The 25,416-nt window shown below is 53.8% G+C and carries 24 protein-coding genes; 12 read left to right on the forward strand and 12 right to left on the reverse strand.

The features are described 5' to 3' along the window. Positions 1 to 5: 5 nt before the first annotated feature. From AC2D8O_RS02000 to nadA, 4 genes are all read right to left on the reverse strand, one after another. Complete coding sequence (locus AC2D8O_RS02000) at positions 6 to 2,798, reverse strand: coiled-coil domain-containing protein (RefSeq protein ID WP_484677105.1); 2,793 nt, start codon at positions 2,796 to 2,798, stop codon at positions 6 to 8. Between the two features lie 538 nt (positions 2,799 to 3,336). Next, complete coding sequence (locus AC2D8O_RS02005; protein ID WP_484677106.1) at positions 3,337 to 4,098, reverse strand: exodeoxyribonuclease III; 762 nt, start codon at positions 4,096 to 4,098, stop codon at positions 3,337 to 3,339. Between the two features lie 3 nt (positions 4,099 to 4,101). Further along, entirely contained in the window at positions 4,102 to 5,154 is a 1,053-nt protein-coding gene (thiL, locus tag AC2D8O_RS02010; protein WP_484677107.1) for a thiamine-phosphate kinase, read from the reverse strand. After that, positions 5,151 to 6,170, reverse strand: a complete 1,020-nt coding sequence (nadA, locus tag AC2D8O_RS02015) for a quinolinate synthase NadA (RefSeq protein ID WP_484677108.1) — start codon at positions 6,168 to 6,170, stop codon at positions 5,151 to 5,153. The genes thiL and nadA overlap by 4 nt, the downstream gene beginning before the upstream one ends. Before the next feature lie 384 nt (positions 6,171 to 6,554). Here nadA and mnmH point away from each other — a divergent pair, with 384 nt between their 5' ends. Further along, a complete protein-coding gene (gene mnmH / locus AC2D8O_RS02020; RefSeq protein ID WP_484677109.1) occupies positions 6,555 to 7,595 on the forward strand; it encodes a tRNA 2-selenouridine(34) synthase MnmH in 1,041 nt (346 codons plus the stop codon). Here mnmH and AC2D8O_RS02025 read toward each other — a convergent pair. The 3 genes from AC2D8O_RS02025 to AC2D8O_RS02035 form a co-directional block, all read right to left on the reverse strand. Then, positions 7,570 to 8,073 carry a SixA phosphatase family protein gene (locus AC2D8O_RS02025; RefSeq protein WP_484677110.1) on the reverse strand — a complete coding sequence of 168 codons (504 nt, stop codon included), beginning with the start codon at positions 8,071 to 8,073 and terminating at the stop codon, positions 7,570 to 7,572. The genes mnmH and AC2D8O_RS02025 overlap by 26 nt on opposite strands. Before the next feature lie 137 nt (positions 8,074 to 8,210). Then, positions 8,211 to 8,645: an RNA recognition motif domain-containing protein gene (locus tag AC2D8O_RS02030; protein ID WP_484677111.1), complete on the reverse strand. Its 435-nt coding sequence runs from the start codon at positions 8,643 to 8,645 to the stop codon at positions 8,211 to 8,213. A gap of 234 nt (positions 8,646 to 8,879) precedes the next feature. Next, positions 8,880 to 9,914, reverse strand: a complete 1,035-nt coding sequence (locus tag AC2D8O_RS02035; RefSeq protein ID WP_484677112.1) for an ion channel — start codon at positions 9,912 to 9,914, stop codon at positions 8,880 to 8,882. Here AC2D8O_RS02035 and AC2D8O_RS02040 point away from each other — a divergent pair. The 8 genes from AC2D8O_RS02040 to AC2D8O_RS02075 are packed head-to-tail and all read left to right on the forward strand — an operon-like array spanning position 9,813 to position 17,178. Beyond that, a complete protein-coding gene (locus AC2D8O_RS02040) occupies positions 9,813 to 10,601 on the forward strand; it encodes an ATPase (RefSeq protein ID WP_484677113.1) in 789 nt (262 codons plus the stop codon). The two genes, AC2D8O_RS02035 and AC2D8O_RS02040, sit on opposite strands and share 102 nt — an antisense overlap. Beyond that, complete coding sequence (locus AC2D8O_RS02045) at positions 10,571 to 10,747, forward strand: hypothetical protein (protein ID WP_484677114.1); 177 nt, start codon at positions 10,571 to 10,573, stop codon at positions 10,745 to 10,747. Before AC2D8O_RS02040 ends, AC2D8O_RS02045 begins: the two co-directional genes overlap by 31 nt. Positions 10,748 to 10,760: 13 nt before the next feature. Then, positions 10,761 to 12,131, forward strand: a complete 1,371-nt coding sequence (locus tag AC2D8O_RS02050; protein ID WP_484677115.1) for a hypothetical protein — start codon at positions 10,761 to 10,763, stop codon at positions 12,129 to 12,131. Continuing rightward, positions 12,128 to 13,279: a glycosyltransferase gene (locus AC2D8O_RS02055; protein ID WP_484677116.1), complete on the forward strand. Its 1,152-nt coding sequence runs from the start codon at positions 12,128 to 12,130 to the stop codon at positions 13,277 to 13,279. Before AC2D8O_RS02050 ends, AC2D8O_RS02055 begins: the two co-directional genes overlap by 4 nt. Before the next feature lie 25 nt (positions 13,280 to 13,304). Continuing rightward, positions 13,305 to 14,363, forward strand: coding sequence for a nucleotidyltransferase family protein (locus tag AC2D8O_RS02060; RefSeq protein WP_484677117.1), 1,059 nt, complete (start codon positions 13,305 to 13,307; stop codon positions 14,361 to 14,363). Further along, complete coding sequence (locus tag AC2D8O_RS02065) at positions 14,364 to 15,839, forward strand: lipopolysaccharide biosynthesis protein (protein WP_484677118.1); 1,476 nt, start codon at positions 14,364 to 14,366, stop codon at positions 15,837 to 15,839. It abuts the gene before it with no gap. Further along, on the forward strand, positions 15,836 to 16,540 hold the full coding sequence (locus AC2D8O_RS02070; RefSeq protein WP_484677119.1) for an acylneuraminate cytidylyltransferase family protein: 705 nt from the start codon (positions 15,836 to 15,838) through the stop codon (positions 16,538 to 16,540). Before AC2D8O_RS02065 ends, AC2D8O_RS02070 begins: the two co-directional genes overlap by 4 nt. After that, entirely contained in the window at positions 16,537 to 17,178 is a 642-nt protein-coding gene (locus tag AC2D8O_RS02075) for an acetyltransferase (RefSeq protein WP_484677120.1), read from the forward strand. The genes AC2D8O_RS02070 and AC2D8O_RS02075 overlap by 4 nt, the downstream gene beginning before the upstream one ends. An 8-nt stretch (positions 17,179 to 17,186) precedes the next feature. Here AC2D8O_RS02075 and neuB read toward each other — a convergent pair whose 3' ends face one another. The 5 genes from neuB to AC2D8O_RS02100 form a co-directional block, all read right to left on the reverse strand. Continuing rightward, a complete protein-coding gene (gene neuB, locus AC2D8O_RS02080) occupies positions 17,187 to 18,272 on the reverse strand; it encodes an N-acetylneuraminate synthase (protein ID WP_484677121.1) in 1,086 nt (361 codons plus the stop codon). Positions 18,273 to 18,288: 16 nt separating this feature from the next. Further along, the gene (locus AC2D8O_RS02085) at positions 18,289 to 19,488 is read right to left on the reverse strand and encodes a LegC family aminotransferase (protein WP_484677122.1); all 1,200 of its coding nucleotides are present in this window, start codon (positions 19,486 to 19,488) and stop codon (positions 18,289 to 18,291) included. An 18-nt stretch (positions 19,489 to 19,506) separates the two neighbouring features. Further along, positions 19,507 to 20,487: a GDP-mannose 4,6-dehydratase gene (locus tag AC2D8O_RS02090; RefSeq protein ID WP_484677123.1), complete on the reverse strand. Its 981-nt coding sequence runs from the start codon at positions 20,485 to 20,487 to the stop codon at positions 19,507 to 19,509. 143 nt (positions 20,488 to 20,630) lie between these two features. Continuing rightward, positions 20,631 to 21,740 carry a glycosyltransferase family 4 protein gene (locus AC2D8O_RS02095; protein ID WP_484677124.1) on the reverse strand — a complete coding sequence of 370 codons (1,110 nt, stop codon included), beginning with the start codon at positions 21,738 to 21,740 and terminating at the stop codon, positions 20,631 to 20,633. Between the two features lie 79 nt (positions 21,741 to 21,819). After that, positions 21,820 to 23,547: an outer membrane protein assembly factor BamB family protein gene (locus tag AC2D8O_RS02100; RefSeq protein WP_484677125.1), complete on the reverse strand. Its 1,728-nt coding sequence runs from the start codon at positions 23,545 to 23,547 to the stop codon at positions 21,820 to 21,822. Positions 23,548 to 23,839: 292 nt separating this feature from the next. Between AC2D8O_RS02100 and rpsT the strand changes: the two genes are divergently transcribed. The 3 genes from rpsT to smpB all read left to right on the forward strand — a co-directional run bounded on the left by rpsT (position 23,840) and on the right by smpB (position 25,302). After that, positions 23,840 to 24,097 (forward strand): 30S ribosomal protein S20, encoded by a 258-nt coding sequence (rpsT, locus tag AC2D8O_RS02105; protein ID WP_484677126.1) that lies wholly within the window; start codon positions 23,840 to 23,842, stop codon positions 24,095 to 24,097. A gap of 69 nt (positions 24,098 to 24,166) precedes the next feature. Continuing rightward, complete coding sequence (locus AC2D8O_RS02110; RefSeq protein ID WP_484677127.1) at positions 24,167 to 24,829, forward strand: JAB domain-containing protein; 663 nt, start codon at positions 24,167 to 24,169, stop codon at positions 24,827 to 24,829. Beyond that, positions 24,826 to 25,302 (forward strand): SsrA-binding protein SmpB, encoded by a 477-nt coding sequence (smpB, locus tag AC2D8O_RS02115; protein ID WP_484677128.1) that lies wholly within the window; start codon positions 24,826 to 24,828, stop codon positions 25,300 to 25,302. The genes AC2D8O_RS02110 and smpB overlap by 4 nt, the downstream gene beginning before the upstream one ends. Positions 25,303 to 25,416: the final 114 nt, after the last annotated feature.

Consider the following 25,416-nt stretch of genomic DNA (forward strand, 5'->3'; position numbering starts at 1 on the left):
AAAGCTTACTGCACAGGCTTCTGCTGCCTGTATTGGTCTATCATCAGCTGGTAAATAGGGGCGTACTGCAGCCTTGCCCTGTAGAACTGGTCGCGCAACTGCCGTTGAGGTAATGTATCCTCACGACTTTCAGGTGGTGTCTGCTGCTCGATATCACGTGCGGTTTGCGATGCCCGCTTGTTGTCACGCTCACGCTCACGCATCGATTTGTCATAGTCCAACAGTCGATCCAGCAAACGTCGCTGCCGTTCCAGTGTACTTTGACGAAGCGCATTAGCCTTCAGCTCCTCTTCTGTCTGCTGCATATCGCCCATAATCCTGTCCAGACTGCCCAGACCCTTTTCACCTTCTTGCTGCATCCGCTCAAACTGTTCTTTCAACTGCTGACGAATCTGCTCCTGCTGCCGTGCCATCTCATTCAGCTTCTCCTGCCGCCCTTCCTGGTCCATCATCTGCTCCATGGCATCGTTCAGCTCTTTCTGCTGCTGAATCATTTGCTGCATATTTCCTTTGCTGCGCTGCTGCTGTTGCTGCTTGCCCTGCTGCTGACTCCGCATCTGATTCTGCATGTTGTTAAGGCTTTCAGCCAGCATATTTGCCAACGTATTCAACCCGGTCATCGTCATGTGCTGGGCTGTAATGGCCACACCAAGCCGCCGCTCACGCAGTGAATACGCAGCACGGTCCATATTGTCCGTTATCTCCCGCGTCTGCTTCAATACCTCCTGCTGAATCTGGATAGCCCGCGACGCGAGTGCTTCCAAACTGTCCTCCAACATTGCCATGTCCTCACGGAGGCGTGTCTGCTGCAACTGACGTCGCGCAACCTCACCTTCCTGGTCCGTGAGTTTGCCGACCTCGTCGCGCAACGCCTCCTGATCAAACGACAGCTTCAAAAGATTCTCTAGCAGCTTCCGCAGGTCATCGTAGTTCTCTGACGTCTGTTCCTGTTCCTTCTGCTGCCTGGCCTTTTTCAATTGCTGATTCAACTTGTTGAGCTGATCCAGCGCACGCTGCTGTTGCTGCAGCGACTGCTGACGCTTCTGTTGTTGCAACTGTTCGGCTGCATTCTCCATCTGCTCCTGTGCCTGCTCAGCACCCTGCTCTAACTCTTCCATCTGCTGGCTACTCTCCGAAGCAGGCTCCTGCTTCTGCCGTAATGAATCCAATCGCTGCTCGAGCTTGCGTGCCTGTTCTGCAAGCTCCTGCTGCTTGGGTGCAAGTCGCTCCAGTTCATTCTCACGGGCCTGCTCAGTCACACGCTGCAACTCTTCCTGCTGACGCGTAAGCGCTTCTGTCTGCTGCACGGCACGGTCCAGCTCCATCTGCTGCTTCCACTGCTCAAACAGCTTCTGCACACGCTCAAGGTCCGTAACCGTTTGCTCATTCTTCCGCTTCAGCCACTGCATCTGCATCTGCAAACTCTGACGCTGTTGCCGCTCCTGCTGCGGATTGTTCATCAACTCACGCAGAAATTGCGAGAACTCAGGGTCCTGACTCTGCTGCAGCATCTCGTTCATTTCGCTCAGCTCTTTCTGCCGCTCTTCGCTCAGCATTTCCGTTTGCTCGCCGGTCTGCTGTGTGTTCTCCAGCTTCTGCCGTGCATCCTCAATTTTCTCATCCAGCTGCTGGCGCCGCTGCAACAACTGCTTCAATTGCCGTCGCTCTTCAAAACTCAGCGTTTGCTTTTGAACAAGCTTTCGCAGCAATTCATCGATCTGCTTCTGGACGTCCTGTGCTTCTGCAAGCGATTGGGCCAATGCATCCTGGAAACTTCCAGTCGCCTCTTCTACTTCCTGCAGGGCACGCTGCTCATCAGCAAAAACAATCCGGTAGACACCAGTACGACCCTCCTTGCTGCCCTGTATGCCATCATTGTCATATACGGCCAGATAGTACTCTACTTCGTCTCCCTTTGCGACACCCAGATCGAACAAATCGAGCACGTAATCGCCCTTGAGTACTTTCGCACCAGAAGCCTGTCGCAGTGCTTTCTCTGTAAACTTATCTGAAACGCGTCTCGGATCGACCGATTTGGTGTAGCGATACCACAACGAAAGACGGGTAAGACCATAGTCATCCTGTGCCTCATACTGAAGTGGCAAAAAGCCGTCTGTTGGCACATAATACTCCGCGCTAACATTATCCAACCGAACTTCAGGATAACGATCTGGTATGAGATTGATCGAATAGAGGAGCGAGTCCTCGTTTGAGAGACCTGCCTTGCTGGACAACAACAGTTGGAAAGGCTCTTCCTTCAAAGCCAAGACAGAAAGACGATATGCAGGACCGCCCTCAAAAGGTAGCCTCCGACCAGCAGAGAAGAAAATAACAGAATCGGTAACGGCATTTACCTGAGGAACCAGGAACAACCGCGTACCTGTCGGCACCGTGAAACTGGAAAGCCCATCGGGTAATTCTTCGGCACGCTGGCCTGTATATGCGGGATAGACAGCGCGAACCTTCAGGCCCTGCAACGAGGGGCGTTGCAAAACAGCTGTACGGTATACCTGACCACTGTACTGTTCATCAGCCAAATAATACTCAAAGTCTTGCTGAACAGCCTCGAACTGATAGCTCCATTTGCCACGCTGCCCGACAAGAGAGTACGGGAAAAATTCTCCCTCTCCCGACCGTCGGACAAAGATTCGGAGCCGGTCAGGCAACAGACCTTCCTCAAACTGAACCGACAGCCTTACAGTATCGCCTACAGCAACTTTCTGCTTGTGCCCCTCTATACGCAACTGATACGGAGCAGGGCGCTGGTAATGCTGCGAGTAACTGACCACACGACCCACAGGCTCCCAAAAAGAAGAGGGCCAAATACTTGCAGCTCCTATCAATACAACCAGACTGGAGACCAGCCACAAAGCTATTGTTTTGAATCGCTGTAACGGCAACAAACCTGAAACATCGAAACGAAGGCCCTCCGATCGCAAACGCTCCAAAGCCGCTACCAACAGGCTGCTATCGCCACTCTCTTTAGACGCCCCAGACAGCTGTAGATAGTTCAACAACCTGTCTGCAACCTCCGGATAATGGCTACCTACAAGCCTTGCAAGAGACAAATCGCTGGGTCTACTGAGCAAACCCAGCCATTCCAATAAAGGCCGATGAAACAGGAAAACTCCAACAACAGACAACAGCAAAACAGCAGACCAGAAAAGCACTGACCTTGCGGAAGTACCAAGCCAAAGCGTGCCCTCAACCAGAACAAGACCAACGTAAAGCACCACAAGAAGCAGCAAAACATACAGTGCAGCACGCACCAATTGGTACAGTCGAATTCTACTGCGTACTTCCTGTAGCTTTTGTCTTACTGCGTCCTGCATAGGATTAGTCGAGTTTCAGGCTGACGGGACAGTGATCAGAAAAAAACAGATCATCGTGTATCGTATGGCCTATAATGTGCTCTTTCAGATTCGAGGAAACCAGCGCATAGTCAAGACGCCAACCCAGATTTTTGGCACGTGCATTGGCACGAAAAGTCCACCAGGAATATCGCCGCTCCTCAGGGTACAGATGCCGAAACGAGTCAGTGTATCCGCTGGCCAGAAAGTCCGTAAACCAGGCACGCTCCTGCGGCAATACACCCGACACATTGTTCAGCTTCGGATTATGGATGTCGATCGGGGTGTGCGCGATATTGAAATCACCTACAACAACAAGCGGCTTACCACCAGCCGACTGTTCCGCTGCAAACGCCGTGAACCGATTCAGATACGCTTCCTTGATCGTCTGGCGAACATCTCCCGTGGTACCTGAAGGAAAATAGGAGTTGATAACCCGCACACCCTTATAGTCGACAACGGCTACACGCCCTTCAGAGTCATATTCCTGAACACCAATGCCAAGAGAGACCTTCTCAGGTTCCTGAAGAGTTAAAACTGCAACACCGGAGTAACCCTTCTTCTCCGCTGGATTCAGCACCTGATGGTACATACCCGACAGCTCTGCCAGCGCAGCTGATGCAGCAGCCTTGTCTGCTTTGATTTCCTGAAGACACAGCACATCTGGCTTCGTCTGTTTCACCCAGTCAAGGAACCCCTTGCTGGCAGCCGAGCGTATACCGTTAACGTTAGCAGTAACTATATGCATCTATCAGGAACTGAAATGGTTATAGCCCAACGGCTGTACCTCGGATACTGAACCATCTGCCAAAACAAGCGATACAGCAGCAGCCTGTCCCTGCACGTGGCCTATTACCGAAATACCACTCATACCCTTCAGCTTACTGAAGTCGGCCTGCTTGATGGTAAACAGCAACTCGTAGTCTTCGCCTCCGTACAGTGCGAACGTAGTACCGGACAGGTTCAGCTCCTCCGCCACCAGCAGTGTCTGCGGATCTATCGGCACCTTGTCCTGGTACACCACCATTCCCTTGTGCGAGGCCTTGGCAAGATGGTGAAGCTCACTGGCCAACCCATCTGAAACATCAATCATGCTGGTAGGCACAATCTCCAGGCCCTTCAGCGCAGAGATAACATTGCGCCGCGCCTCTGGCTTCAGTTGCCGCTCCAGCACATACTCATATCCCTGCAAGTCGGGCTGCACGTCGGGGTTCTCCTTCCATACGCGTTTCTCACGCTCCAGCAACTGGAAACCAGCATAGGCACTGCCCAGATCTCCACTCACGCAGATCAGCTCTGTCTCGCTGGCACCAGACCGGTACACGATACTGGACTTACCTACACGGCCCAGCACCGTAACACCAATCACCAGACCCGACCTGCACCCTGTCGTGTCGCCACCAATCAACTGTATGCCATATTCCTCACAGCAGATACGCATACCGGCATAGAGTTCTTCCAACTGCTCAACCGAATAATGACTGCTCACCGAGAGACTCACCAGCACCGCCAAAGGCTCACCATTCATCGCATAGACGTCCGATGTATTTACTGCAATGGCTTTATACCCAAGGTGACGAAGTGGTGTATAGCTGCGGTCAAAATGAATGCCCTCAGCCAACGTATCAGTGCTCAGAAGGCCATAGGTATCAGCGTCCCACTCAAACACGGCACAGTCATCGCCTACACCTTTCACTACAGGTGATTTCAACTCAGGAAAGCCAGCTGCAATCCGATCGATGAGACCGAACTCACCTACCTTGTCCAACGGAGTGAACAGTACATCAGAATCCTGCAGCATCATTTCCCTATGTGTTTACTCAGTTCCAGCATGCGTTCTACAGGCTTCAGGGCAGCCGCCATTACATCAGCTGGCATCTCTATCTGCGGCTCCAGATACAGCAGTGCGTTGTAGAGTTTCTCCAGTGTATTCAGTTTCATGTGCGGACAATTGTTGCAGGCACAGGCATGGTTGCTCGGTGCCATCCGCAGAATCTTGCCCGGTGCGCTCTGCGCCATCTGATGCAGAATGCCAGGTTCAGTAGCTACGATGAATTCCGTGGCACTGTCTGTCTGCACGTACTTCAGCAGGGCGGTCGTACTGCCAATGAAATCTGCCTGATCCAGCACCAGCGCATCGCACTCGGGGTGGGCTATCAGCTTGGCCTTGGGATACTCAGCCCGCATGACCTTGATCTTCTCCGAGCTGAAAATCTCGTGCACCATACACGAGCCATTCCACAGCACCATGTCTGTGCGGCCCGTCTTCTTGGCCACATACGCCCCCAGGTGCTTATCCGGTGCAAAAATGAGGGGCTGATCCTTCGGGAACGAGTTGACGATATCTACTGCATTGCTCGACGTTACAATGACGTCTGACAACGCCTTGAGCGCAGCCGTGCAGTTGATATACGAAACAACCTTGTGCTCAGGATATTTCTTCTTGAACTCGGCAAACACCGGTGCCGGGCAGCTGTCAGACAGTGAACAGCCAGCCGAGAGGTCCGGAATCACCACTTTCTTGTCGGGGTTCAGAATCTTGGCCGTCTCTGCCATGAAATGCACACCGGCAAATACAATGACGTCCGCCTGCGTCTTGGCTGCCTGCTGTGCCAATCCAAGGCTATCGCCTACAAAATCAGCCAAGTCCTGTATCTCACTATCCTGATAGTAGTGAGCAAGCAGAATGGCATTTCGTTCTTTCTTCAGTCGCTGAATCGCAGCATGGAGATCAAGGGTGGGGTCTACAGGCAAATCTACGAAGCCTTTGACCCGAGCCTGCGCTATGGCTGCCTGTGTGTTTCCCACGCTATGATTCATAAATACCTTTCTTAAGTTTTTGTTTTCCGGTGTTTATTAGGCTGTGAATAGCGGCAAAACTACTGCGGCCACCGCTTGCAAATGACGGAATCCACAAACTATCCGCAAGCCTTGACAAACAAAAATCACAGAAGCGTAGGTGACAGCCAGTAAGTTGTATTACTGTCTTTCCACGCTGTGTTACTGGGTAACGCGCAATCCACCCCAGATTGTGCATTACTTAGACGAGTCGTCTCTGCGGACAGCCAGTGGATACTCGCGGACAACTGGTGCTTGACAAACCACTTGCTGGCACATCCCCGAACCAGCACAAAATGCGTCCCCAGCGGAGGCATCGGAATTATCGAAAACTTGTGGACAAACCCCGCGGTTATCCGCTCATCTATGGCGCAACTCTCCCTCGAGGACTTCCTCCGGCTTCGGCAGCAGATGCCAGTGCTGGACGTACGCACACCCAGTGAATATCGCGCAGGCCATGTACCCGGTGCGGGCTCACTGCCGCTCTTCGACGACGATGCCCGCGCACGTATCGGTACCCTCTACAAGCAACAGAGCCAACAGCTTGCCGTGCTCGAAGGCCTGCGCGATGTAGGTCCCCGCATGGCCGCCCTGGCAGAGCAGGGAATTGCACAGGCTGTGGACAATGAGTTGATACTGTACTGCTGGCGTGGCGGTATGCGCAGCGGCAGTATGGCCTGGCTCATGGGCACCGTCGGCCTGCAGGCCCACACACTCAAAGGCGGCTACAAAACCTGGCGCCGCTTTGCGCAGCAGCTGTTCGAAAAGCCCTGGCAGTTGCTGGTGCTGGGCGGCTATACCGGCGCAGGCAAAACCGACATGCTGCACCGCCTTCGCACTCTCGGCGCCCAGGTGCTGGACCTCGAGGATCTGGCACACCACCGGGGCAGTGCTTTCGGTTCCTTTGGCTTGCCCCCGCAGCCTACTACCGAGCACTTCGAGAACAAACTGGCCGACGCGCTCCTGCAACTCGATCCCCAACAGCCCATCTGGGTGGAAGACGAAAGCCGCACCATCGGCCGCGCCATCATCCCACCAGCCCTCTACCAGCAGATGTACGATGCTCCAGCCGCAATACTGACAGCCGACACCGCCTACCGTGTCGAGCGCCTGGTCGAAGACTACGGTAAAGTCCCCACCGAGCTGTTGGCTTCGGCAATCGAGGGCATCTCAAAAAAAATCGGAGGCCTGGCGGCCCGGCAGGCATTGGAAGCCTTACAGGCGGGCGATCTGCACACTACCGCCATTCTTACCCTGCACTACTATGACAAGACTTATCAGAAAGCCGTTGAGAAACGCCTGTACAGACAGGAGCTGACGTTGCAGGGAATAGACCGCACAACTGCAGCAGAACAGCTTATGGCAATGGAGACCGACCTGCTCAGTCTTTCTTCCGCAACATCTTAGGCGTCAAATAAAACGCCAGTTGCGCCGAGTGGGGCGTCAGCTCTTCCCAGCTGTTTATCGGAAGTTCCAGTGCCAGCAAGGCACCTGTCGGCAGCTCTTCGGGGGCATCGTTGCACAGCGCCACGGCCAGATCAGAAAGACCTGGGTTGTGGCCCACAAGCATTACGTTATCCAGCCGGTTGTCAATCTGCTGCACAAACGCAAAGAGGGCTTCTGCTTTGGCCAGATACAGCCCATCGAGCATACGCACCTGTTTGGCCGAAATACGCAGCGTGCGCAGAATACGCTGTAAGGTCTGCGTCGTACGCACCGAGGTAGATGAAAAGATGTATTGTGGCTTCAGGCCATGAAACAGCATCCAATTGGCAATCCGGCGTGCATCTTTCTCGCCTCGTGGCGCTAACGGGCGGTGCAGGTCGCTGGGCGCCTTTTCCTTCCAGCTCGATTTCGCATGGCGCAGCAAATACAGCGTTTTCACTCAGGCAAGATAGAACACACAGATGAAGGCGCCTTCACCCGAGGGTTAAACTACCAAAACGAAAACAGGGGCCGAAGCCCCTGTCTCTATCCTTCAGGCGGGCGGTATGCCCACTCAGGTTTCCTTCTTTAGACGGCTCAGTAGCCACCACGGTCGTAGCCACCGCGGCGATCAGAACCACCGCCACGACGGTCACCATAGCCACCGCGGTCACCACCACGGCGATCACCGTAGCCACCACGATCGCCACCGCCGAAGCTGCGACGCTCGCCGTAACCACCACCACTACGCGCACCGCCACTGAAGCCACTACCACCCTGCGGACGCTCTTCGCGCGGACGGGCTTCGTTGATTTTCAGGGGGCGGCCTTCGTACTCCTGGCCATTCAGCTCGTTGATAGCGGCATTGCCTTCGTTTTCGTCAGCCATTTCGACGAAGCCGAAGCCACGCGACATCCGCGTTTCGCGGTCCTTGATAATGACTGCCGATGCTACCGTACCGAAGCGCTCGAACAGTTGCCGCAGTTCGACGTCCGACGTCTTGTGCGGCAGGTTTCCGACATAGATGTTCATTGAAAACAGAAAAAACAGAAAGGGGGTACGTGAACGACAGCTGCGTGCAACAAGCAGGTAGAGCGTCGGTATTCCGGAATCTGGAAGAAAAAGGAAAAAAGGCCGTCTGACTGGTGATGCGGCGCTTGGCCGCAGTATCACGTACTACACGCAAGTACAGTAAAACTTTCTTGCATCCGACACAAACCCACAGAAATATTTTCTGAAGCCCCAACAACCGCACCCTCCTGTTAATCAGGGCACTTGTTGTGGTAGGGGACTCTCCTGTGTTGCGCTCAACAGGTCCAGCCGTACCACAGTACTCCCGTTCTCCGCCTCTTCCAGCATTGGCACAAATTTATGCCCCCATCTGATTTCATCGTATCGATACGAGCGCCGGGCATGAATCGTCTGATTGAAAGTATCGTCAAAGCCTTTTACCAGTACCAGAATTTCGGCCAATCCACTGTCCAGCACGTTCTTGTCCAGACCGTACAAAGGGCTCGATTCCGTAATTGGGTGTACGATAGTCCAGGAAGTAGGAAAGAAATTCACCTGCTCCCGCTCCAGTTCCAGCCCCAGAAACATCCGTTTCCGGCTGCCATCGGCCGTCTGCACCACATACGAGAATGTCATTTTTACCTGCATCTCTATTAATTGGTTGCGTCGCCGGTTGGCAATCCGAAACATCAGGGCGCTGTGGTCTTTGTAGGGTGTAAGCACCGCCGCCTCACTGAAGAGAATCCGCGCGACAGGCCGCGAAAAGCGACCATACACCAGGCCAGTAGCCAATGCCAATGAAAGAACTCCCATCAAACCCTCGAACGCGGCAATGTATCCGGCAAGCAGTCCTTTCGGACTGATGCCTCCATACCCGATAGTCGTAATGGTTTGTGCCGAAAAGAAAAAGGCCTCTGAGAAGAGCACAGCTGGCGTTTGTCCGGTCATTCCATTGAATTGCCCAGGTCCAATGCTGTAGTAGATGGTGGCAAATAGCAGATTCAACAGTACAAAGCCAGCCAGAATGACGGAGAGAAAGGTTCCGGTACTTACCGTGAGCAGCCAATGAAATGGACTGAAGCTTCGCCACCAGGGTAAGCCGCCCCGCATCACATTAAAGCTGCCGTCGGGGTTAATCATCCGGCCTTCCACAACCCGCTGTCCGAAGCCCAAATCGAGACTTGGGTTTTGAGCAGCGGCACGTGCACCGGAATCGGCCAGCTTTTCTACCGCTTCTCTTTCTTTCCTGTTCAGACGACCAAACAGGTTCCGCAACTTCCGGGACGACATTGGACACGTACTAGTTGTAAGTCTTGGCCAATATCGGCGAAAGACGCTGCCTTTGGTAAGAAGTTTGCTCACCTTACCGCAGACAACCGTAACTTTCAAACATTCCATCCTATGCCTTCTCTTTTCATTCTGGCGGGACCCAACGGTGCAGGCAAAAGCACGCTGGCATCCACACTCTTTCCAGAAGTTCTGGGGGTGCAGGAATTCGTAAATGCCGAAGCTATTGCACGCGGATTGTCTCCCTTCAACCCCGAGTCGGTTGCGGCAAAGGCATCCACTATGCTGCTTGATCGCGTGCGACAGTTGGCAGCCGCCGGGGCCGACTTCGGCTACGAAACCAATTTGGGTAGCAGGGAATACACCGCCCTCATTGCCTATTGCAAGACGAAGGGCTATTCCGTCCGACTGATATTTGTATCTCTGGCGCATCCCAAACTGGCAATGGCGCGCGTGGCACTCCGCCACCAGATGGGCGGCCTGGACCTGCACGAGGATTACGTGAAAAGCCGCTTCCGAAGCGGTCTGCACAATTTCTTCTACCTTTACATGCCATTGGTAGATGAATGGCTGGTGCTGGATAACAGCACTGAGCAGCCTTGTCTGGTGGCCAAGGGTGGACAGCCACCCTTCGAAAAGCACGTGTACGATCCCGTCAAATGGACCGAACTCCAAAAGCACATTCGCTAACGCCCTCTTCGGGCCGCGAGCCCGTTATACGGGCCGAGTCTGTGCTGGAGGCAATGGCAATTGCTGCACGGGTAGCCATAGAGCGGCATCGTGCGCTGCGCGTGCCCATTGCCATCTGGGAGAACAACCAGGTGACCTACCGCTAACTGGCCAGCAGACATGAAGGACTTCTTCACGCTCTATGACTTTCTGCTGTCTGTATTTTGGCTCTTCATAATATACCTGATTGCATATACCTATTCTCGATTCAAAAAAGAATATACAAAACATATAATCCCTGCATTGACGGTCAAACTTCTGGGTGGCATATCAGTAGGGATCATCTATAATTATTATTACGGCTTTGGCGATACGCTGCGCTATTTTTTTCTGGCAGACAAAATCGCTGCAGTAGTGTATGAAAGTCCGCTCGATTATTTGTTGATGCTCTTCTCGGCACCGACAGCCGCAGACTGGTCTTTCAGTGTATGGTCTAATTACATGGCAGGTCATCCGCTGCTGTATCTGGATACCTCCCTGCTTGTAATCAAGCTCACCTCTATTTTCCGGATCCTCTCGTTGGGTGGTTATATACCCACTACAATTCTGCTTGCAGCGTTCACTTTTATTTTTTATCAGCGGTTTTACAGATTCTTAACTGAGGATATCAACTTTAAACATCCTTTGTTGGCCATTTCGGTCTTTTATATCCCCTCTGTTTTCTTATGGGGTAGTGCTATTCTGAAAGACTCTTATTGCAACATCGGAATTCTTCAGTTGGTGATAAGTGTATACATGATCTTCTTCAAGGCTAAGAGAATAATCCTCAACACTATTCTGATTGTAATTTTTTCATATATAATCTTTACCATCAAGGCATACATCCTCCTCGCTCTGATACCAAGTCTTGTTTTCTTTGTTGTAAATGCATATTTGAAGACAATTCGAAATGGACTGCAACGGATGTTGCTGCTGCCACTCATTGTTCTTGTCTCCTTTACTAGTGGATTTTCAGTTTTCTATTATCTGGCACAGACTTCTGACCGCTTCTCTTTGGAAAAGGTAGAAGCATATTCCCAGAATGTGCGAGATGACCTCAAGAATAATGAAGCTTACTATACAGAAGGAAGTGATAGCAGATACTCACTGTTTGGCGAAGACCAGGGTTCTGCATTGCAACCCGCATTGTATGTTTCTGCTTTCTTCACTACCTATTTTCGTCCCTTTATCTGGGAGGCCAACAACATACTTTCATTGATCAGTGCCCTCGAAGTGTTGGTACTGATTGGTTTGTTCTTCTTTTATCGATCGCACCCTTACTCTACGAATATCGACAGACCGATGCTTTTTCAGCTTTTCAGGTCTTTTTGGATTTTTCTCCTGGTTTTCGGTATTGCAGTTGGCATCACCTCCAGCAACTTCGGTAACTTGGTTCGCTACCGAATACCGGCTCTGCCGTTTGTGATGCTGGTCCTGTTAGCGTATCGTACCAAGGCGGTTTCTTCTTCTAATTCACTCCCCTTAACCCGACTCACCCGAGCTTCATCATGAAAAGAATACTGTATATGCAGTATGTAAAAGGCTTTGCAGGTTCCGAAAAGTATCTGTTGAATGTGCTGCCTGCACTTCCACGCCTCACCAACGGCGAGTATGAAGCCGAATTTCTTTGTGTGCATAAGGCGATTAACACACAGGGCGCCCATGATTTCGGGAAAATGCTTGAAGACCTGGGTGTCAAAGTGCATTACCACGTAGACGACCGCGGCATCTCGCTTGGCACCCTTCTCACCATCCGGCGTCTGGTGAAGGATCGTGCCATTGATCTGGTGCAGTCCAACCTCATCCATGCCGATCTGTGGTGCGCCACACTCAAGGCATTGGGTATGCTCAGAATACCTGTCATCTCAACCAAGCATGGATACGATGAACAGTTTTCCAATGCGTATGGCTTCATTACAGTTCCTGCCAAGGGCCTGTATGCCAATCTCATCAAACTGACAGATCGGTTTCACAACCACAGCATATTCATTTCCAAGGGTCTAGCCAATTTCTTCGTGTGGTCGGGTCTCACACGCGCCGACAGGAAAACAATCGTTCAGTACGGCTTTGATTTGGAGGGCCCCAATCCTGAGAACAAAGGCAAGTATCGCTTCGCCACCAAACAGCTAATCATTGTTGGCAGATTGATTGAATACAAAGGCCACCGCTTTATTCTGGAGGTTTTGGGCAATCTGGTCAAAAAGCATCCAGATCTCAAATTGGTCATCCTTGGCTCTGGGCCAATGGAACAAACGCTGAAATCCCAGATTCAGGAAAAGGGTCTCTCTGATTACGTCCTTTTCCCAGGCTTTGCCAAAAATGTAATCGATTATCTCACCGACTCAGATGTGTTTCTGATGCTCTCAACCTCGGAGGGCTTTGGCCTGGTTACACTTGAGGCAATGCGTGCAGGTATCCCCGTGATAGGTTTCGATGTCCCCGCTACCAATGAAATCGTAGAGGACAACGTAACAGGTTATCTCGTCCCGCCATTTGATACAGCTGTGCTTCAGGAACGGGTAGATCGGCTTGTAAGTGACTTGCCACTTGCTCGTGAAATGGGTGCAAAAGGCTACGAACGACTCCTCAAGCTCTTCTCTCTCGACAGGATGCTGAAGGAGACAGTGGCTGTGTATGAGCGCATTCTGAAATCAGCCTGATCGTGTTTCATTTACTGGCCATCACATGCTGAACTGGCAACAACTGCGAATAAGTCCTGAAGCCACGCTCCGTGACGCCATCAGTGTTATTGACAAGGGCGCATTACAGATAACTATCGTCACCGACAGTGAAGACCGTCTGTTGGGTATACTCACAGATGGTGATGTCCGAAGGGCTATTCTTGCTGGGTATCCACTCACTGACCCAATACAGCGATTGGTGAACTGGAAGCCCAAGACCATGCTGTATACAACCAGCCGCTCCACTATACTGGATACACTGTATCGGAGTAGCCTTATACATATGCCCCTGGTAGATGAACAGGGGCGAATGAGAGGACTTGCACATATCTCCCATCCCGAATCGATGGGAGTGTTGTACCCCAACCCGGTTGTGCTCATGGCTGGAGGACTCGGTACCCGATTGTCGCCCCTCACCGACAGTTGTCCAAAACCTATGCTGAGAGTAGGCGAAAGACCTATACTCGAAACCATTCTCCTTCAATTTATCCGGCAAGGCTTCTATAAGTTTTACATCTCGGTAAATTATCTGGCAGAGACTATAACCGATTACTTCGGAGACGGCAGTAAGTGGGGGGTAGACATCCAGTACCTACGTGAAAGCGAACGACGCGGTACTGCGGGTGCGCTTTCCCTGATTCAGGATCCCATCAAGGAGCCCCTATTGGTTATGAACGGTGATATCCTCACCCGTGCTGATTTCACCCAGCTACTGGAATCTCATAAACAGAGCAATGCCTACGCTACTATGGCTGTGCGCGAACACGAATTCACCATACCCTATGGCGTCGTGGTGTCTGACAGCTCAAATGTTATAACAGAACTGACCGAAAAGCCCACCTATCGCTATGCTGTAAATGCAGGTATCTACTGTCTTTCGCCCCATTGTCTTTCTGAACTGCCTAAGACAGGCTTTTTTGATATGCCAGCACTTTTCGAGAAACTGATTTCACAAAACATAAAGTGCACCTCTCATCTCTTGCGCGAGTACTGGATTGATATCGGACTGAAATCCGATTTCCAAAGAGCCAACCAGGAGTATTCTCTTTACTTTCCCAGCTAAATGTCAGCATCAGGCCAGGCACTGGGTTCCGTTCTAAAATCAAGTGTCGTTTATGTGGTGATGGGTTTTCTCCCATTGGCCATCAACCTATTGCTGGCACCACTGTATGCAAACTACGTGCTGCCGCAGGAATATGCACTGGTGGGCCTTTCAACGCTTTACCAGGCTTTTCTGTTGATTTTCTGCTCGCTGGGCTTCGACTCAGGTTTTTCTCGCCTTTTTTTCGGTGTCAGAAGAAAGAAGAAGCTTGTAGATGCTTTGTTCAGTACCGCACTGATTTCCATTCTAACCATCTCTGCCCTTTTTACACTTGTCGCCCTTTTTGCTTTCGACAGATTGGTGTATGGTACAGTCTTTAGGACAAATGAATTTAAACTGTACCCGCATTTCATTTACACGTTGATTGGTACGGTTTCAAGTATCGTCATCAACTTGTTTCTTTCCAGACATCGAAACAGTGAGCGTCTGAAGGCTTATGTAATGCTTTCCATTACATTCACGGTTCTGAATATTTCAGGGACATTGTTTGGAATTCTGCTCGATGCAAAGGGCAGTTCCATTATTATGGGCAGGGCATTTACCATCTCTTTGCTCGCCTTGATTCTGATAATAGGATTCTTCGTGCAGAATGGTGCACCATTCTCCTATCGCTATTTCAAGTCGATGTGGATGTTTGGAATGCCCGTCTCCCTTTTCCTGTTTATCAATGCTGTTTATTCCAATGTCGACAGATTATTGGTTGAGCGCAGTTTTGATCTTGCAACCCTGGGGCATTACAACCTCGCCTTTACCGTAGCAAGTGTTATCGGGACACTCGCCATTGCCTTGCGTGGTGCCATGATGCCAACGCTGTTTGGCATTGTCACCGACGACCCAACTGACAAGAACAAAACTGCACAGTTCCTCGTCAAAGCCACCTTTCTCACCATCCTGTTCGGCATCTATGTCTTGTCAGCTATCGCATATCCGCTGATCCACCCACTGGTTGCTCCCGGGTATTACCCGATGTTCGACTATCTGGGTCTCCTATTGCTTGCGCAGTCGTTGCAGATACTTTTTGTCATGCGCTCCCTTCCTTTTCTCGCTATGAAAAAGACGCGCCTGATGCCTGTTGTCAGCGTTCTTTCGCTTCTCGTCGGGTATTGGGTTTCCCTCTGGGTAATAGAACAGTACGGTATTCTGGGTGTCTGCTATGCGATTGTATTCGTTCGGATGCTGCAATTGCTCCTGAATGAAGCGGCACTTACGCTAGAAAAGCTTCAGGGACTCAGCTGGAATGTCGGTATTCGCTATATGCTGCTGGCAGTTGTGCTCGTCCTGTTCCGTCTGTCGCTTCCGTTGTGGTGGGAAGCCGATACTCGTTTGCTTGATGCTGCGCCGTTGGTGATTTTTCTGCTGTATATACTGGCAGCAGAACACAAAATGCTCCGCGATGGCTACCTTTTGATTCAGAGGCAGCTACGGTCATTCTTATGAAAACCCTTGTCATTATACCCGCCAGGGGTGGAAGCAAAGGCATTCCCGGTAAGAACATAAAGCCACTGGCAGGCAGGCCCCTCCTGCATTGGGCCATCGATTGCGCACGGGCTGTTGCAACCGACGCCGACATCTGCCTGTCTACAGACGATAGCGCGATTATCGCCTGCGCTGAACAGGTTGGCCTTGAAGTGCCATTCATCAGGCCTGCCGAACTGGCTACCGACACCGCTTCAACTGTAGATGTCCTGCGTCACGCCCTTGCTTTCTACAGCCAGCTGGGCCGCATTTACGACCGTATCCTGCTGCTACAGCCAACCTCGCCCTTTCGCCGTCCACACCATGTCACCGAGGCCCTGAGCGCCGACAGCCCCGAGACAGACATGGTCGTCAGTGTCTGTGAAACCAAGTCCAACCCCTACTACGTGCTCTTCGAAGAGGATAGCGCCGGCTACCTGCACAAGAGCAAAATGCTTCCCGATGGCACCCCCGTCACCCGCAGGCAGGATGCCCCTCCCGTCTACGAGTTCAACGGCGCCATTTACGTGATAAAGGTTGCAAGCCTGCAGAAGTATGGCAACATTGGGCTGTTTCCACACATCCGCAAGTACGTCATGCCGGCTGAGGCCAGTCTGGACCTCGATACCCCCACCGACTGGATGATTGCCGAGGCACTGGCTCCTCAACTCCTGCTGTCATGACTCAACCCTTTCTCATTCTGGGCGCAGGTGGCCATGCGCGTGTTGTGATCGATACGCTGAGAAAAGCTGGCCACGACATACACGGCATACTCGATGCATCGGATGCCACGCAGGGCCAATGGGTGGATGGCGTAGAAATACTCGGCAGCGATTCACTGCTCGACACCCTGTCGCCTGCAGAAGTGCAGTTGACACTAGGCCTGGGTGCGATAGACGCCCGCGGGCTGTTTCTGCGCGAAAAACTCTTCAGAAAGGCGCTGGACCGCGGTTTCTCCTTCGGCCAGGTCATCCATCCTTCTGCCATCATCGCCGACTGGGTACAGCTGGCACCGGGCGTTCAGGTCATGGCAGGCGCTGTCATTCAGCCCGGCGTTACCCTGCATGAAAACGTCATCATCAACACACGGGCCTCCATTGACCACGATTGCTCTATTGGCGCACACACACATATAGCACCCGGCGTTATTCTCAGCGGCGGAGTACGGCTCGGCTCCCGAACCATGATCGGAACAGGCGCAGTGGCGCGGCAGGCTGTGCTTATAGGCGACGATGTGACCGTAGGTGCCGGTGCTGTCATCGTCTCTAACATCCCCAACGGGGTCACGGTGGTCGGCATCCCAGCCCGCCCCATCCGCTAGCTTGTTATTCAGCCTCGGAAAATATCGTCGGCCTGATAGTCGGCCTGGCTCTCTGTGCCGATGAACTCCCACAGCCGCATCGGATTGATGCCTGTTCCTGGGCGTTTGGCTACAAAATCTGCGGCAGTCAGTACATGCCCTTTGCGGATGTCTCTTGCTGCATGCAGGCTTTTGCGTGCTACAGCGCGGTTGCCAAGTTCAGACGCAGCAGGCAGTTTCCGTCCATCACCCAGCGCGGTCTCAATGGCCCTGATCCCGTTCACCATGGCTTTCAGCTCCGCGGGCTCCAGGCTCGCTTTGTGGTCGGGTCCCGGCAGGTTGCGGTCCAGTGTAAAGTGCTTTTCGATGATGGTCGCACCGCGGGCTACTGCCGCTATCGGCACCAGAATGCCTTCCGTATGGTCGCTGTAGCCTACCGACAGCCCAAATGCTTCAAACAGCGTGTCCATGGCTGTCAGGTTGATGTCGGCCATCGGCGCCGGGTATTCTGTTGTGCAGTGCAGCAGGCTTACGTTTGCTTTCAGTGCCCACTGTCCGGCCTCACTGAAGTAGGCAGCCTCCATGTCGCTCCATTTCGGCACACTCGTGGCATCCGGGTTCAGCAATCCATAAGCCAGCACCATCAGCGCCTGCTCCACCTCGCCCAACGTAGACATCCCGGTGCTCAGAACTATCGGCACCCCTTTTTTGCCAATCTCCAGCAGGAAGGGCCCGTTCGTGATTTCGCCCGACGGCACCTTCACTAGCGACATCCGATATCGGTCGATCAGCATGTGCATGCTGTCTACATCAAATGGCGTCGACAGAAACGCAATGCCTTTCTGCTGGCAGTAAGCCTGTAACGCGTCGTGCATGGCCTCGGTCAGTTCCAGCTGCTTCAGCATGTTCAGCTGGCTGTTGTCGTCCCCGCCCATGTTGGCTGTCTGGTAGCTGGCTTTGCGGGTAGCTGCCGTCACCAGCTTTTCAGCTTTGAACGTCTGAAACTTCACGACGTCTGCGCCCGCTTCTGCTGCCGCATCCACCAGCTGGCGCGCCAGTTCCAGACTGCCGTTGTGGTTTACGCCCGCTTCGGCTATGATCAGTGTTTGGGCCATGGTAACGGCGGTAATGTCAGAGAGTGGTTTGCAGCTTCGCGCTGCTTGGTAGGTTGATCAGCCGTGCTTCAATCTCCTCTGCTACCGCCACTTCCATCTTGGGGCAATGGCTGTACATCGGCAGTTTGTGCATCAGTGTCCAGGTAGGGCGTGTCATCATGCCAGCGGCATTGCTGGCTTCCAGCAGTGTGTCGCGCAGATGGGCTTTGTCGGCATCCAGCAGCACGGCGTTCAGCCAGTAGTTGCTGCGGCCATAGCTCGGCTCTTTCACAAAAGTCAGTCCCTCCATGCCTGCAAACAGCTGCGCATATCGCTCTGCAAGCATCCGCTTTCTTGCAAGAAAGCCATCCAGTTGCTCCAACTGAGCCACTCCCAGCGCGGCGTTCAGGTTGGGCATCCGGTAGTTGTAGCCCGTTTCGTCATGAAAGAACAGATACGGGTGCGGCCGTTTGGCAGTGGTCGTCAGGTATTTGGCGCGCTTGCCCAGCTCTTCATCATTCGTAAGGATTGCCCCGCCGCCACCCGTGGTGATGGTCTTGTTGCCGTTGAAACTCAGCGCCGACAGCTTGCCCCAGTGCCCGGTATGCTTCCCCTTATAGTAAGAGCCCAGGCTTTCTGCCGCGTCTTCTATCAGCACCAGTCCATAGCGGTCGCATACTTCCACTGTGGCTTCCAAATCCACCGGCAGGCCATAGGTGTGCATGGGCACAAACGCGCGGATGGCCCGGCTGGTGTACCGGTTGTAACACACACCGTTGCGCATTTCGGCAATGTCCTTCAGGTAGTCGGCCAACTTGCGGGCATCTGCGCCCAGGCTGATCGGTTCGCTGTCTACAAAGTGCGGCACGGCGCCACAATACGTAACCGCATTCGCCGTAGCAATGAACGTGAGTGCGGGCATCAACACCTCGTCGCCAGCCTGCACACCTGCCAGCACCAGACTTACATGCAGCGCGGCAGTGCCATTCACCACAGCAACCGCGCGCTTTACACCCGTGTACGCTGCCAGCTCTGCCTCAAAGCGGTCTACAAACTTGCCTACCGAGCTCACCCAGCCCGTTTCGATGCACTCGTTCGTGTAGGCCTTTTCGTTGCCGGCAAATGTCGGTTCGTGCAGGGCGTAGAACGCATTCGGGTCTGGGCACACTTCCCGCAGTACTCCCAGAAACTGTTCCTGTAAGCGCACGTCTGTGGCCGCATCTGTAGGGGCATTCATGGGCCTTCTGTGGTTGGGTCAGATGTTGTATACAGCTGGTTTGTATAGTCCCAACTGCGATTTCACAAAGCCTATGGTCTGCTCCAGTCCCTGTTCAAACGTAAGCTCGGGTTGCCAGCCTGTCAGTCGCAAAGACTTCTCCGCATTGCACTCCAGGTGAAAAACCTCGCTCTTGGCCGGGCGAATCCGTGTTGCATCCTGCGTCAGCGTTGCTTCCCGACCCATGAGCCGACAAATGGTCTCGTACGTCTCGCCAATGGTGATGCTGCGGCCCGTGCCCAGGTTCATCACCTCGCCCAGTGTTTTTTCATGGGTGCCTACGTGCAGAAACCCTGCGGCCGTGTCGCGCACAAACAGGAAGTCGCGCTTCGGTTCCAGGCTCCCCAGTTTCACTTCATTGCCACTGGCCAGCTGGCTGATGATGGTAGGGATAACTGCCCGTGCACTCTGGCGCGGCCCAAACGTGTTGAACGGGCGGATTACCGTGACAGGAAGATCGAACGACAGGAAATAAGACAGCGCAAAGTTGTCCGACCCAATCTTCGAGGCGCTGTAGGGGCTTTGTGGCTGTAGGGGGTGCACCTCGTCTATGGGCGTGTAACGCGCAGTGCCATACACTTCGCTGGTGCTGGTCTGCACAAAGCGCTTCAGCCCTTTCACGCGGCGCGCAGCGTTCAGCATGTTGGCCGTCCCCTCCACGTTCGTCTGGATGTAGTCCAGCGGGTTCACATAGGAGTAGGGAATGGCAATCAGCGCACCCAGGTGGAAGATATACTCGCAGTCGGCTACGGCGCGATTGCAGAACTCGGCATCCTTCAGGTCGCCCGGCATAATTTCCACTTTCTTCAGCAGATGCTCGGGCAGGAATTCCAGGTTGCCGATGGCCGAGCGCGAACTGTAGCGCACCATGGCACGCACATCAAAGCCCTGCTCGGCAAGGTATTCGGTAAGATGGCTACCGATAAAACCGGCGGCACCGGTTACAAGTACTTTCGACATAACAGACACTTTCTGGCGAGGGCAGTCCACAGTCGGAATACACAGGCTCGCGGCTGTAAAGCTACAAGTTGTTACTCACCTGCCGGTGTTTCTGTTTCTTCCAGCGGGCATCCGTTCCGCAGGCTCGGTGCGCCTCTGCCTGTTCAGGCGATGCGCATCAGCTCCAGATACTGGCTCACCATCCGCTCGCTCGACAGATGCTCCAGAGCGTAGGCCCGGGCCTGTTTGCCCATTCGCTTGCGTTTGTCAGGGTCGGCAAGCAGTTCTTCGATGGCAGCGGCCATGGCGTCGGCGTTTCCGTGTGCATAGAACGCCGCAAATGGCAGCCCAGCCAGTATCTGGTTCATCATCGGCACATCGTCGGTCAGCACCGGCAGCCCGCAGCTGATGGCTTCCGTCACCGAGAAACTGTTCCCTTCGCCCATCGTGGCCTGCACATAGATATCCAGGTTCACCATGAAGTCAACAATCTCCTTCGTGTTCAGCTGGCCGTGCATGGTCACCTGCTTTTCCAGTTGCAGCCGTGCTATCTCTGCTTTGATCATTTCTTCGGTTTCGCCCCAGCCTGCGATATGCAGTTCCAGTGGGTGCCCCCGGTCCAGCAGCAGGCGCACCGCCTTCAGCAGCGTCATATGGTCCTTGGTGCGCATCAGTCGGCTCTGCATGCCTATCTGTACAGGGCGGCTGGCATCTGCCGCCGTGCGTTCCCGCGGTTTGAAAACGTTTGCGTCCACGCCGTTGGGGATGACAGCGTTTTTGCGCCGCCAGAAAAAGGGCCACGTGGTTTGGGCCAGTACCTTCTGGTAGGGCACTGCCAGCGAAACCACCCAGTCGGCCATCAGCTGGCTCAGGTAGCTGCCCAGCTTGTGCGCTTTCGTTTTCAGCTCATTGGCCTGGGTTTCCATCACCACCAGCGTCGTGCGATGAAACAGGCTGTACCACCACGCCGCCGGTATGCTCAGTGTCCCGTGCAGAATAATGGAATGGGGCTTCAGCTGTTTCAGGCACCTCACTACCTCGCTCAGGTAGCTGAAATTGAACCCCTGCTTCTTGTGTACGTAGTAGTATTTGACGCCCAGCCGTGTGCACGTGTCAATCAGCTCCGGTGATACAGGATCCGTCGCAAGAAAAATTACCCCGTGCGATATCTTCTTGCCTGCTTCCGAGTACAGGAAGTTTAGCAGTTCCCGGCTGTGGCCTCCAATTCCGCCATACTGGATGTGCACTACCAGCGGCTTGTCTACTGTGTTCATGGTGCCGCAAAGATAGCCAAAGCCGAAGGCCCCGGATATCCGGGGCCTTCGCTGGTTGATCGGTTCCATTCAGGGCTTCTTAGAACCCATAACAAGTGATTTCCTTCTTGGCGCTCATGTGATAGACGAGCTGTTCGATTTCATCGATTTCTATCTCTGGGTCCCGTTCGTCAAGAATAATCCGCTTCAACTCTTTGCCATCCCGCTTGTCCACCTGCACAATGCCGAAGGCCTTTTCGCCTTTATCATCGCCGGCTTTCTTGGTGTTTACGTAGGCAAAGAAGTCGCTCTTCTCCCGCAGGCCAAAGCGCCGCGACATTACCGGGTTGTCCGTGATGATCTCATACTTGTAGGCCCGGCCGGGGTTGTTGTAGGCGTTGTTCCAGGCGCTCTGGTACGACATTTCGCTGGCCAGGGCATTGGCGGCCGTGCTGGCGATGAGTGCAGCAGCACTGCTGCCCGGCGCAGGCAGGTATGTTTCAAAACGAATCGTGCCATCCATGTTATAGGCGTAGATACACTGGGGCGATACCAGCAGCAGCCCGCCATCGCGGAACTCCAGGCTGATGGGTGTATCGCCGTGCAGAAACACCTTCTTTACCAGTTCGCGGTTCTCACCCGTTGCCAGGTTGATTTCGAACAGCTGACCCGCATCTTTCTCGCTGGCTGCGGCCTTGGCTGCCTGTCCGGCAATGCTGCCCACAAACCCGCCACCAAACCCAGTGCCCAGGCGGCTGGCTGCGAAACCGGCCACGCCAGCGCCACCGCCATCGTTGCTGTACAGGTACACCTTGTCGCCCTGCACAATGAACGGCGAGCATTGGCCCATGTCCTTGAAAGGCTTCTTCCACACGGGTTCACCCGTGGCATAGTCCAGCACCTGAATGTTGGCCTTTTCGCCAATGGTGCGTACAATCAAACCGGCTGAGGAGAGCTCCAGTTGGGTAGGTATACCCTTGATTTTCGGGGGCTTGGGCCACACCAGGCTGCCGTCAGCCACACGCACGGCCAGAAGGTTCTTGCCAAAGGGCGCATACAGGATGCTCTTGTCGGCCGAGAGGATGAACGGCGAGTAGCCCAGCTTGATGGCCGGGGCCATGTCTGCTTTAAGAATCTTGGGGTCTACCTCCCAGATCTTGTCGCCGGTGCGGGCATCATACAGGCCCAGTTGGTCAGGGCCCAGCGAAGCAATGAAGCGGTTTTCGTCCAGAAACAGCAGGGGTTGGTTACCGCGAAGTGTCCGCTTGGTGCCGTTCGGCTTGTCGTCCCGTGCCGGGAAGGTAGTGGGCCACTGCGCATTGGCGCCCTTGCCCAGCCACTGCTCCTTCATCCAGATCTCGTTGCCGGTGGCGAGCTCCACCATCATGTACACGGCCTTGCCTTTCAGGTTGCCACCGCAGATCAGCAGCGACAGGTTGTCTGGCACAATCATGATACCCATGACGCTGGCCAGATCCAGTTCTTTCGTCGTCCACAGCTTTTTGCCATCGGTAACATCCATCAGTACCACGTTCACACGCAGCTTCTTCAGGGTCACAGCGATGAACTGTGTATTGTCAATGACGTCCACAAAGTCCTGAGGCAGCTTCTTGAATTCTTCATGCTGCCACAGGATGGAGCCATTTTCAGGATTGACGCCGTAAAGGGCATCGTCGGTGTTCACCACCAGAATGCCTGCCGACGTCAGTTTCATCCAGTTCACTTCCTTGGGAAAAGCCATTTTCCAGCGGGGTGTCTGGTTGGTCTGAGCGCTTGTGACACTCGTCAGCAGAACCAGCCCCAGCAGCAGACGGTATAAGAGTCGCATGGTACAGAGTGGGTATAGGGTTACTAGGAATTCGACCGAAAAGTACCCTTGGACTACAGCCGTTAACCCCCACGTTCTTGGGCATGTCCCCTTATTGGCCATGCTGCAAGGACAATTTCCCGCAACTGGGGTGGAAGAAATAGCCATCACTTGCCCCATTTGGGGAAGCCCTACCCACACCCTCGTTAGACATCAAAAGAAGTGATGTAGAAAAGACTTGCGTATGAATTTCCTATGTGCGTACTTTGCACTCCCTTGCACGAGGAAGACGCTACGAAGATAACTACACGCAATGGCTAATACCGAATCCGCCAAAAAGCGCGTGCGCCAGATTGCCAAGCGCCGCCTGCGCAACCGCTACAAGCTGGTGGCATCGCGCAACATGATCAAGAAACTCATGTCTGCCGAGAACAAACAGGCTGCTGAAAAAATCTGGCCTGAGATCGAGTCAACTATCGACCGTCTCGCCAAGCACCGCATCATTCACCCCAACAAGGCTGCTAACCAGAAGAGCCGTCTGCGCCTCTACGTTAACCGCCTTAGCGCCTAACACGCTAACCGAATGCCATCACAGGCACCGCGTCAGTACAAACAGGCTGACCCGGTGCCTGTTTCTGTTTTGTCAGATTCCTACCTGTATCTGGGAATCGATGAAACCGCCCAGCAGAAGCTCGCCGCTCGCGGCCCTGCCGCCCTCACCGACACCGAGCTCCTACAGCTTCTCCTTCAGGACGCTACTCCCGCTGCCGCCCTCCGTCTCCGACAGTCCATCGCCTCTCTTCCGCGCCTCGCCGCCGCCGACTTCCGCCAGTTCATTCAGCACGATCTCCTCCCCGAACCCCAGGCGATGGCTGTGCAGGCCGCCTTCGAACTCGCACGCCGCAAGCAGCGCGAGGAAAACCGACAGCTCGTTTTTCCTGATGCCGCCGCTGTGGCCGCTTTCGTCAAGCCCCTCCTTCTCGACCTCGACCACGAAGTATGTATCCTCCTGCTGCTCAACCGCAGCAACGAACTCGTCGCCGAGAAAATCCTCTCCGTAGGCGGTGTCGCTGGCACCATCATCGACCCCAAGCGCGTCTTCCGCGAAGCCCTTCTTCACGGTGCCTCCGCCATCATTGTCTGTCATAACCATCCAAGTGGTAGCTTGCAGCCCAGCGAGGCCGACCGCCACATCACCGACAAGCTCCAGAAGGGCGCCCGACTCCTGGACCTCGAACTCCTCGACCATCTTATCATCTCTTTCAGGGGCTATTTCTCCTTCGCCGACGAAGGCCTGCTATGACCAAGAAAAACGAGAAACGCACTGGCACACCCACCATCCAGAACCGTCAGGCCAGTTTCGAATACAGCTTCATCGACAAATACGTGGCCGGTATTGTACTCACCGGCTCCGAAATCAAGTCTGTGCGGGCCGGTAAGGTAGAGCTCGCCGAGGCCTATTGTGCATTTGCCGGCAAAGACCGTATGGAGCTCCAGCTCCTCGGCTGCACCATCAGTCCCTATTCGCATGGCGGCTACGCCAACCACGAAGCCCGCCGCCCACGTACTCTGCTCCTCAAAGCCAAGGAAATTGCCAAGCTCAAGGCTGCCGTCAGCCAGGAAGGCCTCACCATCGTACCCGTCCGCCTCTTCTTCAACGAACGCGGGTTTGCCAAGCTGGAGATTGCCCTGGCAAAAGGCAAAAAGCTGCACGACAAGCGCGACACCATCAAGGAACGCGACTCACAGCGTGCTCTCCGCCGCGGCGACGACTGATCCACCACGCCTCGTATCACGGGGCGTTTTTCTTTTCAGCCGCCGCCCACTTCTGAAAACAAGTCGCACGAAAAAGCCCCGCTGAACTGGCGGGGCTTCTCCTTCGGTCCGTTC

It is taken from the genome of Pontibacter sp. T17, assembly GCF_057219875.1.